Here is a 12,552-nt window from a genome sequence, read left to right as displayed (position 1 = left end):
GCGCAGGGTGTGCGGGGCGGGGTGATTCATCGTGGGGGTTCCTTCTTCGCGTACGGGCCCGGTCCGGTCGGGGGTGTGCAAGCCCTGGTATCGGGGTGAACGGGTCCCCGATCCGGGGGCGTGTCAGCCCTTGACCGGGGTGAACAGATCGAGCCAGTACAGGATGTTGAGCAGAATGCCGCCGATGATCACGGCCGCGGGTGCGGCGGCCATCTTCACGACGGGGCGGCCCATCGCCTCGTTCAGCAGGTAGAGCCCGCCGACGACGAGGATGCCGAGTCCGCCGCCCATGGCATTGGCGGCCATCAGCGAACCGAAGAGGATCGCGAGCTGGAGGGTGTCGCCGATGGCGCTGCGCAGGTGTTCCGACGAGTCCCGGACGCTGGGCAGCTTGCCGAGGATCCTGCCGATCCAGGAGAGGGCCAGCACCTCGGCGGCGAACACGAGCGCACCGACGACGGCCGCCAGGAACGGGTTCGGCATGAGGTAGCCGATCGGGTACACCAGCGTGAAACCGGCGATGCCGTACGCGCCTGAGGCGAGCGCGGTCGTAGCGATCAGTGGGATGAAGCCGAACACCCGGTAGAAGTCGACCTGGGCGGCCTCGGAGTACTGCCCCTTCGCGATCAGGAAGCTGGTTGCCTCACCGCCGCCGAATATGTGCATCTGGGCGAGCACACAGACCCCGGCCCCAAGCACCATGAACAGTGGCAGGTACCTGCGCAGACGGGCCGCGCTGGCGCTGAACAGCGACGCCATAGGGTCGTCCTCCAGGACGATCTCCTCGACGCCCGCCGCCCGGTCGGCCCGGCGCTGCCGGACGTCCTTGGCGACTGCCAGCCCGATGAGCATCAGCACACCGACGGCCATGGCCAGTGCTCCGGCGAACATGTTCGGCCACAGCTTCATCGTCATGACCACGAGGGCCAGTTCGAGGACGCCCGCGATACCGCCCCACTTGCGGCCGAACTGCTTGGTGATGGCGAGCACCGGGAACAGCGAGAAGAGGAACAGGATCGGCGTCGACATCTGCTGCATCGCCGTCAGGAAGTCGACCGGCAGATCGTGCGCGACGTTGTTCGCGCCGTTCAGACCGAACACGACCACCGCGCCCCAGGCGCCGCCGAGGAGGGGAGCGAGCCACTTCTTCGGCGCCAGCATCCCGAGGATGTCCGTGGGCAGGAAGACCAGCCACGGGTTCAGAACTCCGGTGGACAGGGCCATCGGCGCACCGAGTCCGAAGATGAATCCGGCAGAGAGACCGAACGAGACAGCCGTCGTCGCGCTGCGGGTGGTGCGCCCCTGGATGAAGTCCAGCATGAAGGGGCGTACCCCGTCGTTGAAGACGGCCAGGGCCATGTGCGAGATGTAGGCCGTCAGCGCACAGAGGGCTATCACGGTCAGTTGCTGGGCCAGCGTGAAGTCAAGGCTGGCGCCGGCGGCGAGTGTGGTGCTCACGAGTCACTCCTTGGTGCCCGGGACGATGAGAACGGGCTGTGTTCAGCCGCGGGCGGCGATGGCGCGTGCCATGAGGGGGGCGATGACGTCGATCTGGTCCATCGAGAAGCCGAAGACCTTCTTGCCGTCGGCGAGCAGTTCGGCGACCTTCTCCTCCGTCGGAACGCTCCGCCCGAAGGTGTGGCAGGCGGCGCTGCCCATGAGGCCGACGAGCACGCCCAGCGAGGCGCCGGCGCCCGTGTGACAGGTGCCCAGGTAGTAGTCGGCCTGGCCGACCCGGAGCTTCATCGCGGCGTCCATGTCGCTGGAGGCGACGACGTCGAGCGAGTCGATGCCGAGCTTGCCGATGGCCTCGGTGACCTCGACCTTGCCGACTCCACCGGTGAGGATCTTCGTCATGGCTGTGCTTCTCTCTGTGTCGGTACGGGGCGAGGAGGGGCGGGGGATGCCTGCCGTGACCGGTCAGGACGTGGGTGCGGAGGGGGACTGCTGGGCCAGTACGGCCAGGTGCATCCCGAGGAAGTTGACCTCGGACTCGGGGAGCGCGGCCCCGAGCTCCCGTTCGGCGCGGGCCGATACGGCGCGGGCACGGGCCACGGCGTCGGGATGTCCGGCCAGCTCGGCGGCGACCTGGTCGTCGGTGAGGAACTGCTCGATCGCCTCGCCGTCCAGGATCCGGCCGAGCGCCATCATCAGATGGCTGGTCAGCATGCCTGCCGTGGCCTCGGTGACGGTGCGGCCCTCGGCCTCGAGGGAGGTCAGCTCGGTGGTGACGAAGTCGGCCACCTCGGGTCTGACCTGACCGCCTTCGCGAAAGAGCTGGATCCGCAGTGCGAGCTGGTCGTCCATGATGATCCTCCTAAAATCAACAGTAACCAGGATTTTGTATTTTGAAGGCGAGTGACGCCCCGGAGTTATGAGACCCCGGTCACTGAACCCGCTGGTCAGTACGAGGGGACGCGCTCACCGCGCAGCACCTCGCTCTGCAGTCGGGTCACCAGCGACAGATCCAGCGAGTCGCGAACGGCGGCGAGCGCCTGGGTCCCGTCCGACCGGCCGATCACCGCGGCGGTGGAGTTGCGCAGGGCCAGCTCCCGGTTGACCTCGTCCCCGAGCGGAAGCACGTCGACGCCGATCCCGAGCCGGTCCTGTGCCTCGTCCAGGTTCCACACCGTCGCATCCACCTCGTTCCGGGCGAACAGGTCGCTCAACTGCATGTACGACGCCTCCCGCCACTCGACGTCTTCCCGGCCGGCGAAGACCCGCTCCACGAGCATCCGCAGATCCTCCGAGGCGTGGTCGACCGCCACCCGCAGTCCAGGTGTGTCCAGGTCGACGCCGTGGCGCACCAGCATGCCGTGCGCGCCGACGTAGGTGGCGGGACCGAGGTCGGCCACCAGCTCCACCGGGTGCTCGGCGATCAGCTGGTCGGCGGCGAACCGTGACAGGACGACCAGGTCGACCTTGCCCTCCAGTAGTGCGGCGGTCCGGGCTCCGGCGCCTCGCATGAAAGTGATCGCGAACGGTGCGCCCGCCTCCTCGAACGCGCTGCGCAGGCCGGTCGCCAACCCCTCGTACCGTCGCGAGTAGGGAAGCGGCATCGCCGCGAGAAGGGTCCCCAGGCCGGACAGCCGCCACAGGATGGTGCGGTCCGAGTGGACGAGGAACGTGCCGAGATGGCCGCGAGCGGTCGTGGAGATCGCCCCGGACTCCTCCAGCAGGTGGAGGGCGGCCTGGACGGTACCGTTTCCGCAGCCCAGCTCCTGCGCGAAGTCGCGCACGCGGGGCAGGCGGGTGTCCGGCTCGTGATGCAGGAGCAGGACGGCGAGCTGCCGTGCGGCGAGGCCGTTGCGCGTGAGGAAGCGGTCGTCGAAATCGTTCACGAATCAAACAGTAACCAGGATTCTGGATACTGACAAGAGGCGTGAACTTCGCAGATGCGGGCGACCTCCAAAGCGGCCGGGGGTGGGCGGGCCGCCGAACCAGGCACTTGCGCTCGCCGCGATGGTGTTCGCGGTGTCGATGACGTTCGTCGACCAGGCCATCGTGCCGATCGCCGCACCGGACTTCATTCGCGAACTGGGCCTCACCTCCTCGCAGATGCAGTGGGTGTTCTACCCCATGACGGGCGCCCTCGTAGTCGCCTTCATCTGTGCGCTGTGGCATCCGGGCACGCGTGTGGCGGGGGATGCCGGCGGCGCTGCGCGCCCCGAGGGGTCCGCCCCGCGCCCATGACTGGGCCCGTCCACTCCGAGGCCCGACCCTTGGGACCTTCCGTCCGGACCAGGGTCGCCCGGCCCCGGACGATTGGCTCGCGAGATATTCCTTGACACGAATATTCTTCTCAAGGAATACTGGTGCTCATGACCGACGCACTCCTCATCGCGCTGGCCGATCCGGCCCGCTGGCGGCTTGTGAGCCTGCTGGCCGAGCGGCCTCGCTCGGTCGGCGTCCTCGCCCAGCTGGCCGAGGCGCGCCAGCCGCAGACGACCAAGCACCTGCAGACTCTTGAGCGCGCCGGAATCGTCACCTCCCAGCGCAGCGGCCAGCGCCGCGTCTACGCACTCCGGCCCGGTCCCCTGCGGGACCTGGCGGCTGAGCTCAACCGGCTCGCCGACACCGCGGATCAGGTCGACGGCCCGCGTGCGGCCTACGACCAGTACGGGCTCAGCCTCCACACGGAGCGGCTCGCCGCCGAGAAGTCGGGGTGGGCCGACGGCCGCTCGTTCACGTTCCTCCGGTCGCTGACGGGGCGCCCCGAGCTGGTCTGGCGCCATCTGACCGAGGCCGCCCTGCTCGCCCACTGGTGGACACCCGACGATCTCCGCACCTCCGAGCTCGTCTTCGAGGCGCGACCGGGCGGACGGATCGTCCTGGAGTACCGCGACACCGAGGATGCCGACGGCTCGGACCTGGTCGTCGGGCGGGCCGAGGGAGCGGTCGATGAGACGAGTCCCGGTGAGCGCCTCGCCTACCAGCTCTCCCCCCTGCTCCCCGGCGGCGGCCTCGCCTTCACTGCCCATGTGGATCTCGATCTCCGGCCCACCGATTCCGGTACGGACCTCGACGTCCACTACCGGATCACCAACAGCGCGGTCGACTCCGCGGACTTCATCGCGGGTATCGAGATCGGCTTCGGCCAGAGCCTCGACAAGCTAGCCGCGACCCTCGCTGCAGACCCGCACCGCACCGACATCACCGACGTCACTCACGACACCGGCATCACCCACATCACTCGTGGCGCCGACGACTCAGACGGCACCGATACCGATACGAGGAGCACGAAATGGCAGAGCCGACCGCCGGCCGCAGGATCGTCACCAACATGAGCCTGTCCCTCGACGGCCACTACGCCGCGCCGGACGACCCGCTGAACATGGGCTGGGTGATGCCGTACGCCGTCACCGACGTGGCCCGCGACCACCTGGCCGGCCTCTGGAGGTCGGCGACGACCGTTCTGCTCGGTCGGGTCAACGCCGAGGGGTTCCTCGGCTTCTGGCCCACCGTCATCGACATGGAGGGGGCCGACGCGCGCGACGTGGGCTTCGCCAACTGGCTCGTCGACAGTGACAAGGTGGTCCTGTCCTCCACCCTCGACGACGCGCCGTGGGAACGGACGACGATCGTCGACAAGCCGGCTGCCGAGGTGGCAGCGGACCTCAAGGCGACCGAGGGCGGCGACATTCTCGTGCTGTCCAGCGCGAGCGTCATCAAGGCACTGCTGGCGGCCGACAAGGTCGACCGGCTGGCGCTCACGGTCTTCCCGGTCTTCCTCGGTGGCGGGCCGCGCCTCTTCGACGACGGCCTGCCTGCGGGACGGTGGACGCTCGTCAGCCAGGCTGCGGGCGAGCACGGAACGCTGGCCCTCGTCTACGACCGAGTCCGCTGAGCGAGTCGTTCAGAGCACTCTCGCCCTCCGAGCCGGCCCGGACCGGTCGGCAACCGAGCCTGGCCGGCCCGCTCGTAGAGGGCCCGTAGCGCACGCGTCCACCGACTCGCCCCCCTGAGTGCCTGAGTGCCTGAGTGCCTGGGCCACCGAGCGGCTGTGCTCCCGCTGTCCGGGGAAGGGATGTGTCGCGTCGTCCACGACAAGCGGGGGCACGGCGACTCGGACTGGTCCGGCCACGGGAGCGACTCCCTCGCCGGCGATCTCGCCGCTCTGCTCGACCACCTCGACGTCATTGAGGCGACCGCATCCTGACGCCAGTGACCTGTGTACTCACCGCACCGACAGGCCCTGAACCGGAATACGACGCTCACAGACGCCAGAACCTCCGCGATTCCCCCGCCGAACACCCGGCAGGAACAACCGACACTTTGCCGGAAAACCTCCGACACCGGCAGGAATATCCGACGGTCCGGGAGCTAGAGGCGGACAGTCATCCTCACGGTCACATCATCACCTGCCGAGAGGCCTTGTGGCTTGCGCACAGCGCTCTTCAGTGGCAGCAGATAGCCGCCGTCCTTGGGAAAGAGCGACGTGGTGAAAGCGATCTCGCCCATGTGCGCCTCGATGGGGATCACACCCCAGCCGTATGTGGCCAGCGCGGCCACCTCGCGGATGTCGGCGGCCTGCTCCTCGGGCACGGCGACGAAGTAGAACGGTGAAGGCCCGCGCCACTCGATCACGAGGCCGGTGAAGACGACGTTCATGAGGGCGATCCGTTCATCGGGGAGTGCCGGAACCCGGGCAGCGTACCTGCGGTGCACCGGGGTCGCAGCGCGGACCGTCCGGCACAGCGCTCGGCGCGGTCGGTGACGTACACGGAGGCCTGCCCGAAGGCTGCGTTTCCCGTCCAGCACCGGCCACGGCATCGGACGCGCGGGTGCGTGAAACGCCGCTGCCTCCCGCCCACCAGTGGCCTACGGTCCTGATCATGTTGCCTCCGGTGGAAACGGACTCCGAGTGGGATGTGGTCTTCCCTGACGAGACGGTGATGCGCCGGGAGCAGGGGACCTCTGCGCACGCCTTGAGTCACCTGACGGCCGGGTGATTGCCGGAGCGGTGGCGAGCCGCAGCGAACATGTGGTCGGAATCTCCCATGTCTTCGCCTTGGACGGCGGCCCTGATGCTGTCTGGCCGGTTGTGCTGGACGCGGTGCACCGACTGTTTCCCGGCCTGCCCGTGGTCGGCTATGAGCACGGACAGGATCTGGCGGCCGCCGTCCGCCACGGATTCCAGCCGGCCGCTCCGCTGCGGATCTGGCTGCAGGGCTGACCGGGTCCAAGGCCGGCGGAACCACTCGATCGAGGTGGGGCCAAATCAACTTGCTACAGGGGCGCGAAGCACCCGTCCACACGCCCTCACCGATTCCGAGGGGAAGCCAGAAGAACCTGCTCTGCTGGTCCCGAAACACGTGCTTACGAGCAGTTGCGGAACCCTGTCTGCGACGCACGAGACCCTCGGCTGCGTTGAACGGAAGTTCACGCAGGTCGTCACCCATCCGACGATCATGACAGCTCGTTCGGCCTCCCCGGCGAGCAGTCCGGAACACGGACGGGCCGCCTTCTCCGGATTCGTGTGACAGGTACTCAGCGGGCAAGGAGCACGCCGGCGAGTTCGCGCCAAGCGCGGCGTGCGAATGTGCCGCGCGATTCGGTGGCGATCTGCACGGCGATGTGGTCGGCGCCTGCCGTGAGCCGTTCGGTGAGCCCTGCCGCGATGTCGTCGGTGTTTCCCCAGAGGAACAGAGCGTCGATGAGGCGGTCGCTGCCTCCGCCTGCCAGGTCCTCTTCGGTGAATCCGGACCGCAGCCACGCGGACCGGTAGTTCGCCAGGGACATGTAGGGGGAGAGGGTCCGACGCGCCCGGGCTCGGGCAACCGCCGGATCGGTGTGCGCGACGACGGTCTGCTCCAGGGCGAGCAGCGGCCCTCGTCCCAGCAGCTCCCTGGTACGGATCACGTGCTCGATGTCCACCAGGTACGGGTGCACACCGAGGGTCCGGTCGGCCGCCAGCCGGGTCATCCGGGGCCCGTGCGCCCCGATCAGCCGTGCGGAGACCGGCAGCGGAGGCACGCCCGAGTCCAGTTCCTCCAGGTAGTCGGCCATCGCGGTGTATGGCCGCCGGTACGTGCTGACTACTTCAACGTGGCTGACACCCAGTCCGATCACCAGCCGCTCCCGGTCGGCCGGCGGCAGCGCATGGTAGGCGCCGGCCAGTTGATCCGCGGGCCGGTCCCAGACGGAGACGCAGGCTGGGGCAACGACCGCACGGCGGGTCGCGTCAAGCATCCGCGCCGCTGTGACCAGATCGCCCCGCGGGTTGCCGCCGGGATCGCCGCCGAGCCACAGCGTCTCGTACCCGAGTTCCTCGGCCTCCGCCGCAGCGTCCGCGGCCTCACCGGGGTCGCCGTGGGTGAAAGCCAAGCTCCAGATGCCGAACATTCCCAGTTCCATTGGCCGCCCTCCTGATGTCGGGTACGGCTCTTCCTGTCGGAACAGTGACCAGTCCTACTGCTGGATCCCGCTGGCTGTCCGAAATTCGCAGACCAGCCCGACGGGATTCGACCGGGAATCAGGCAGAACCTTGAACTGCGCCGGTACGGGCTCACGTCCGGCGTGGGAACAGGCCGGGAATGAGCGTGTTCCTGTGGGCCTGGTCCCGGCCCGGCCCCGGCCGGCTCGCGACCGGATGCGTGCGGGGCGCGGACGATGCATCCTGCCCGGACCGACTGGCCAGGCAGCCCGCCATCGGCACATGAGAGTCGTGGAGACCTGCCTGTGGGGCAGGCGTCAGTTTTGGTGCCAGACCAATGTGTATCGCCAGAAGACTCGTCGGCGGAGCCGCACACCGGGCAGCACGTGCCGGGCATCACGAACGATATCGGCGAAGCTCATCGTCGCCGGTCGGGTGGGAGCGGTCATCGATGCCGGTCGTGCTGACCTGCGACCCCGGTTCTTGATCCAGGCCATGGCGACATTCAGCGGAACGGCAGCTGTGCCGATCAGGCGATCGCCGGATGACTGCGCGCGGGCGAGTCCTACGACAACCAGAGTCCCGCCCGGCGCCAGGTGCTGGCGAAACAGGGTGAGAGCCTCGGAGAACGGCAGATGATGGATGGCGGCGACACATGTGATCACGTCGTAGGAGCCGGGCGGTATGTCGGTCAGCGCGTCTCCCACGGTGAATGTGACGGGCACAGCCGACGCGGTGAGTTCCCGTGCCCGAGCAACAATCGTGGGGTCGGCGTGCAGGCACTGCACGGACTTGGCACGTGTGCCCACCAGCCGGGCCAGGTCCCCGCTGCCCGATCCGATGTCGAGGGCCGTGTCGAAGCGCCTCGGGATCTGCCGCATGATCCAGCGGTGGTAATGGGCGTTGTGGTCCCACGGGTGGACAGCGTGGAATTGATCCAGCGCCTTGAGGATGCGGGGCAACAGTGTCGTCATGGCACGATTCCATCATCCGCCTTCCGCAGCCGGCGCCGGATCCCCGCCGCGCCATGCTCGCTCGCACCGGTACAGCTGCGGACGGTCCAACTCTGCTCACAGTGAGCCTAGTTCGGTATCCAGGCCTCGTCTCCGGGAGGGCCGGGACGTGCGGCGTCGAGGCGGGTGCGGAGGGCGGCGCGGGCGAGGCGCGAATTGTTGGTGCGCCAGAGCAGTGAGCACGTTCGGGGTTGAAGCATGGCCGGGCGCCACCTGATGCGAAGGCCCGATTCCGCGGACGGCGTGGCGATTTCTGAGCCCCCTGCAAAGGCTCCCTGACCTGGAGTCCCCGTTACTCACGTCATTTCAAGCGACCGGCCGGGCAACAAGGGGCCGCCCGGCCGATCGCCGAAATCAATGCGGTGCTGTCAGCGCAGGAAGCTGCCGAACAACGCCTTGGTCGCCGGGCCCCCGACATCGCCGGGGCCGAAGGTCTTCGCGTGCTTCGTCGTCAGGCCCTTGGCGGTGCCGTCGAGGGTCCATACCGCTCCGGCCGAGGCGTTCTCCGCAGTCGAGGAGACCGCCAGGTCGCGATGGCCGTCGCCGTTGATGTCGAGGAGCGCGCAGGCCGCCCCGAACTGGTCGTTCGTCTCTGCGACACCGGGCACGCCTGCGGTGTTCTGGTGCATCACCTGGCTGCCCTCACCGGTGACACCGGAAGCGGTGCCGTGAAGCAGCGCGAACGAGCCGGCGTCGGTCAGACTGCCGAAGTCCTCACCGTCGATACCGAGGGCGATCTCCGCGCGGCCGTCCCCGGTCACGTCGGCGACCGAGACGCACGAGCCGACGTGGTCGCCCTCCTCCTCGGCGCCGTAGAACCCGGGCAGGGACTGGTCGAAGGTCTGCACCCGGTCGGACGAGGGGCCGGAGGCCGAGCCGTACAGGACGGTGACCTTGCTGGTCTCGCCGCCGCTGCCGACCACCACGTCGCCGTAGCCGTCGCCGTCCACGTCACCGATGTCGGTGGCCCTGTCGTCGCCCTCGGAGCCGATGTCCCCGAGCGTGCCGGTCTCCGTGAATCCGCCGGCGCCGCCGAACAGGACGTGGTTGGCCCAGACTCCGTCGCCCTCGTAGGCCCAGATGGCGATGTCGTCGCGGTGGTCGCCGTTGACGTCACCGACCGACTTGGCGGTGTTGGGCCCGCTGAGCGAGTGGGGGCCGTTCACGCACGAGTCGTCGGCCGCGCAGCCCGGACCGGAGCCGTTGTAGCCCCACCACTCTGACTTGTCCAGGAAATTGAGCCGGGCGGTCGGCTTGCCCGCGCGTGAGATGGGGCCCTTCCACAGGTTCGCCGACTGCTGTACGGAGTCATCGCCTTCGACCTCGGCGTCACCGAACAGCGCCAGATCGGCCTTTCCGTCACCGTCGAAGTCGCCCACCTGCGGGGTCAGCCCGTAGCCGGCGATGGCGGTGCCGCCGGTGAGTCCCGAGGGCGAACCCCATACGACGACGCTGCCCGCAGACCCCTTGGCCGAGCCGATCACAAGGTCGCTGTAGCCATCGCCGTCGAGGTCCCCCTTGCTGAAGGTGTTCCCGAACCGCTGCTTCGCGGTGGCCGACCCGGGCACTCCGCTCGTCGAGCGGTTCACGAGCGTCTTGTGCGCGGGATCAATGCCGTTCGCCGAGCCGTACGTCACCGCCACATAGCCCGCCTGCGCCTTGCCGGAGACAGTCGCGCCAGGGGCTGCCGTGACGAGGTCCGCGTAGCCGTCGCCGTTGAAATCCTCCGCCGGCGCCGCGCGGCCCCCGGCCGCGTGAGCTACCCCGGGGGTGAGCGATACAACGGTCAGACCACCCGAAACCAGAAGCGCGGCGGCCAGCGGCGCTGCCGCACGGGCGCCATGCCGTCTGCCGGTCCGTCGCGCATTGTGGGTGTCAGGGCGTCGTATCCAGAGCATGAAATCTTCTTTCGGTCGCCTGTTCACATCCACTGCGTATGACGGCGATCCCACGTAGATGGTTGTGCCCCACAGGACATCCGGGTTTTCACGTACGGGAGTTGTGCGGTGGGTGGCCCGTGGTGTACGACTCCGCCCTGACGGGGTTCAGGGCCCCACCTGGTTCCGGCGCACGCCTGGAGGCGAATTCAGGCAACGTTCGCCCGACTGGGCGTTCGAAGGATGTGACCTGAGTCACGGTTGACGTTTGCTGGATTCGCGCAAATTTATGCAAAGCGCCAGCCGTGAGGTGTGTGTGCTGGTGGTGGTGCTGGCGTGTGCGTGGCGTGAGGTGGCTAACGGCGCTGGATGAGCAGGAGGGAACGTCTGTGCGTGAGCGGCCTTGTCGCTCCGTAACTTTCCCTGAATTGCCCCTGCACACTTGTTCGTTCCCAGGTGTTGTTGAGGGTGAAGGGCGCACAACCCGCGCACTTCCCGGGCTCGAAGAAGCGCCCGGCTCTTCGCACGAACAGAGGCTCTCGCCTGTGACGATCCACCTCGTAGGTGACCTGATGATCCTGGCGGTCACGCTCCGCGTCTTCGGCAAGGACACCCTCACCCTGCTGCGCCACCTGGCGGCCGCGGGAGTCCGGATCGGGGTGAGCGAGATGAGCCGCCGTCCCCACGAAGGGAAGGAAGGCCGGTGAGCGAGTACCGAAACCGCACCCGTCAGGGCACCGATCCGATGACCCAACAGCTCCCCGACCTCTCCTTCACCGCCTTCCACCAGATGAACCGGCCGCGCTACATCCACTACGCCGAGACGTTCCTCCACAACCGCCATGACGCCGAAGAGGCGATCGACAGCGCCTTCGAGCAACTCCTGCGTACCTGGGACAAAGTCCTGCTCGTCGAGAACCCCTCCGGCTACGCCTGGACCGTCATGCGCAACAAGGTCAACGATCACAGCCGCGCGCGCAGGCGCCGGCCCCCGCTGCTCGACGACGAGGCCTTCAACACCTTCGCCCTGCGCGACGCCGTGGATCCGTACGGACAGATCACCGAGTCCCTCGCCCTCATGAGGGCCATGCGTCAGCTCACCGTGCGTCAGCTCGACGTCATGGTGATGACCTACCTCCATGGACTGAACGCACCCGAAGTCGCCGACGTCCTCGGCATCACCAGCGCTACCGTCCGCTCCACGGTCCGCCACGCGACGCGCCGGCTGCGGGACATCCTGGGACCCGACCGCGCCATGGAAGGACGGCGATGACACGCCACATCACGGAGTTCCTCTCCCGCGCACGCCTCGTCACCACCCCCTACACCCAGGACGACATCAACGCCGCCGAGACCCGTCTCCTCGCCCGGCTCCGCACCACCAACCCGTCCTTCGCCCCACCGCCACCATCTGTCCCCGCGCCGGAGGAACCGACGGAGCACGAAGCGGCCCAGAACCTGCAGACCCTCTGCGAAACCGTCGTCACCCGCAACACCGCCCTCAGCACCCTGGACACCTTCCTCACCCCGCAACTCCCCGAACCCCCGGGCGCGCGGGTCCTGGGCTGCATCCTCCAGCTCGCCGAATCCGAGGAGAACGCCCGTTTCTGGTGGCAGTACGCGGCCGGCGCCGGTGACCCCGCGGCCTCCTACTGCCTCTACCTCCACCACCTCGCGCTCGGTGAGCACGGTGAAGCCCGCTGGTGGTACGAGCAGACCGAGCAGATCCAGAGCGCTCCCCCCTCCACCGACGACTTCACCGACGCCGCGCCCGACGTCGGTGAAG

Annotated in this window: 14 protein-coding genes and 2 pseudogenes; 8 read left to right on the top strand and 8 right to left on the bottom strand. The window is 68.3% G+C overall.

Annotated features, from left to right (window positions below):
* Positions 1-123 precede the first annotated feature (123 nt).
* From J1C73_RS20470 to yhfZ, 4 genes are all read right to left on the bottom strand, one after another.
* Complete coding sequence (locus tag J1C73_RS20470) at positions 124-1,458, bottom strand: YhfT family protein (RefSeq protein ID WP_207317690.1); 1,335 nt, start codon at positions 1,456-1,458, stop codon at positions 124-126.
* Positions 1,459-1,500: 42 nt separating this feature from the next.
* Positions 1,501-1,857: a DUF2620 domain-containing protein gene (locus J1C73_RS20465; RefSeq protein ID WP_207317689.1), complete on the bottom strand. Its 357-nt coding sequence runs from the start codon at positions 1,855-1,857 to the stop codon at positions 1,501-1,503.
* Between the two features lie 63 nt (positions 1,858-1,920).
* Positions 1,921-2,307: a PRD domain-containing protein gene (locus J1C73_RS20460; protein WP_123466791.1), complete on the bottom strand. Its 387-nt coding sequence runs from the start codon at positions 2,305-2,307 to the stop codon at positions 1,921-1,923.
* A 95-nt stretch (positions 2,308-2,402) separates the two neighbouring features.
* Positions 2,403-3,341, bottom strand: coding sequence for a GntR family transcriptional regulator YhfZ (yhfZ, locus tag J1C73_RS20455; protein WP_207317688.1), 939 nt, complete (start codon positions 3,339-3,341; stop codon positions 2,403-2,405).
* Between the two features lie 121 nt (positions 3,342-3,462).
* Between yhfZ and J1C73_RS20450 the strand changes: the two genes are divergently transcribed.
* The 4 genes from J1C73_RS20450 (at position 3,463) to J1C73_RS35050 (ending at position 5,659) form a co-directional block, all read left to right on the top strand.
* Positions 3,463-3,693 carry a hypothetical protein gene (locus tag J1C73_RS20450; RefSeq protein ID WP_207317691.1) on the top strand — a complete coding sequence of 77 codons (231 nt, stop codon included), beginning with the start codon at positions 3,463-3,465 and terminating at the stop codon, positions 3,691-3,693.
* A 128-nt stretch (positions 3,694-3,821) separates the two neighbouring features.
* On the top strand, positions 3,822-4,787 hold the full coding sequence (locus J1C73_RS20445; RefSeq protein ID WP_207317687.1) for a metalloregulator ArsR/SmtB family transcription factor: 966 nt from the start codon (positions 3,822-3,824) through the stop codon (positions 4,785-4,787).
* Entirely contained in the window at positions 4,745-5,347 is a 603-nt protein-coding gene (locus J1C73_RS20440) for a dihydrofolate reductase family protein (RefSeq protein ID WP_207317686.1), read from the top strand. Before J1C73_RS20445 ends, J1C73_RS20440 begins: the two co-directional genes overlap by 43 nt.
* A gap of 180 nt (positions 5,348-5,527) precedes the next feature.
* A complete protein-coding gene (locus tag J1C73_RS35050) occupies positions 5,528-5,659 on the top strand; it encodes an alpha/beta hydrolase (protein WP_242644455.1) in 132 nt (43 codons plus the stop codon).
* A 164-nt stretch (positions 5,660-5,823) separates the two neighbouring features.
* Here J1C73_RS35050 and J1C73_RS20435 read toward each other — a convergent pair whose 3' ends face one another.
* Positions 5,824-6,111, bottom strand: a complete 288-nt coding sequence (locus J1C73_RS20435; protein WP_207317685.1) for a DUF1905 domain-containing protein — start codon at positions 6,109-6,111, stop codon at positions 5,824-5,826.
* A gap of 322 nt (positions 6,112-6,433) precedes the next feature.
* Here J1C73_RS20435 and J1C73_RS20430 point away from each other — a divergent pair.
* Positions 6,434-6,676 (top strand): annotated as a pseudogene (locus J1C73_RS20430) (hypothetical protein); the annotation flags it as partial.
* A gap of 314 nt (positions 6,677-6,990) precedes the next feature.
* Here the strand turns inward: J1C73_RS20430 and J1C73_RS20425 are convergent.
* The 3 genes from J1C73_RS20425 to J1C73_RS20415 all read right to left on the bottom strand — a co-directional run bounded on the left by J1C73_RS20425 (position 6,991) and on the right by J1C73_RS20415 (position 10,787).
* A complete protein-coding gene (locus J1C73_RS20425) occupies positions 6,991-7,857 on the bottom strand; it encodes a TIGR03620 family F420-dependent LLM class oxidoreductase (protein WP_207317684.1) in 867 nt (288 codons plus the stop codon).
* 336 nt (positions 7,858-8,193) lie between these two features.
* The gene (locus J1C73_RS20420; RefSeq protein ID WP_207317683.1) at positions 8,194-8,850 is read right to left on the bottom strand and encodes a class I SAM-dependent methyltransferase; all 657 of its coding nucleotides are present in this window, start codon (positions 8,848-8,850) and stop codon (positions 8,194-8,196) included.
* A gap of 407 nt (positions 8,851-9,257) precedes the next feature.
* Positions 9,258-10,787: an FG-GAP-like repeat-containing protein gene (locus J1C73_RS20415; RefSeq protein ID WP_207317682.1), complete on the bottom strand. Its 1,530-nt coding sequence runs from the start codon at positions 10,785-10,787 to the stop codon at positions 9,258-9,260.
* A gap of 524 nt (positions 10,788-11,311) precedes the next feature.
* On the opposite strand from J1C73_RS20415, the gene J1C73_RS20410 reads away from it, so the two are divergent.
* The 3 genes and pseudogenes from J1C73_RS20410 to J1C73_RS20400 form a co-directional block, all read left to right on the top strand.
* The gene (locus J1C73_RS20410) at positions 11,312-11,473 is read left to right on the top strand and encodes a hypothetical protein (protein ID WP_207317681.1); all 162 of its coding nucleotides are present in this window, start codon (positions 11,312-11,314) and stop codon (positions 11,471-11,473) included.
* The gene (locus J1C73_RS20405) at positions 11,470-12,039 is read left to right on the top strand and encodes a sigma-70 family RNA polymerase sigma factor (RefSeq protein ID WP_241200483.1); all 570 of its coding nucleotides are present in this window, start codon (positions 11,470-11,472) and stop codon (positions 12,037-12,039) included. Before J1C73_RS20410 ends, J1C73_RS20405 begins: the two co-directional genes overlap by 4 nt.
* Positions 12,036-12,552, top strand: a pseudogene (locus J1C73_RS20400) (hypothetical protein); the annotation flags it as partial. The gene J1C73_RS20405 and the pseudogene J1C73_RS20400, both read left to right, overlap by 4 nt.

This window comes from Streptomyces laculatispora (assembly GCF_017353455.1).
Taxonomy (GTDB): domain Bacteria; phylum Actinomycetota; class Actinomycetes; order Streptomycetales; family Streptomycetaceae; genus Streptomyces; species Streptomyces laculatispora.
The sequence above is the reverse complement of the archived record's forward strand: the minus strand, read 5'-3'. Positions and strand labels throughout refer to the sequence as shown.

Bases quoted from the DNA above. Each gene is read 5' to 3' on its own strand.
- J1C73_RS20450 (WP_207317691.1), top strand. From the start codon at position 3,463: ATGGTGTTCGCGGTGTCGATGACGTTCGTCGACCAGGCCATCGTGCCG.
- J1C73_RS20460 (WP_123466791.1), bottom strand. From the start codon at position 2,307: ATGGACGACCAGCTCGCACTGCGGATCCAGCTCTTTCGCGAAGGCGGT.
- J1C73_RS20425 (WP_207317684.1), bottom strand. From the start codon at position 7,857: ATGGAACTGGGAATGTTCGGCATCTGGAGCTTGGCTTTCACCCACGGC.
- J1C73_RS20435 (WP_207317685.1), bottom strand. From the start codon at position 6,111: ATGAACGTCGTCTTCACCGGCCTCGTGATCGAGTGGCGCGGGCCTTCA.
- J1C73_RS20445 (WP_207317687.1), top strand. From the start codon at position 3,822: ATGACCGACGCACTCCTCATCGCGCTGGCCGATCCGGCCCGCTGGCGG.
- J1C73_RS20415 (WP_207317682.1), bottom strand. From the start codon at position 10,787: ATGCTCTGGATACGACGCCCTGACACCCACAATGCGCGACGGACCGGC.
- J1C73_RS35050 (WP_242644455.1), top strand. From the start codon at position 5,528: ATGTGTCGCGTCGTCCACGACAAGCGGGGGCACGGCGACTCGGACTGG.
- J1C73_RS20440 (WP_207317686.1), top strand. From the start codon at position 4,745: ATGGCAGAGCCGACCGCCGGCCGCAGGATCGTCACCAACATGAGCCTG.
- J1C73_RS20420 (WP_207317683.1), bottom strand. From the start codon at position 8,850: ATGACGACACTGTTGCCCCGCATCCTCAAGGCGCTGGATCAATTCCAC.
- J1C73_RS20465 (WP_207317689.1), bottom strand. From the start codon at position 1,857: ATGACGAAGATCCTCACCGGTGGAGTCGGCAAGGTCGAGGTCACCGAG.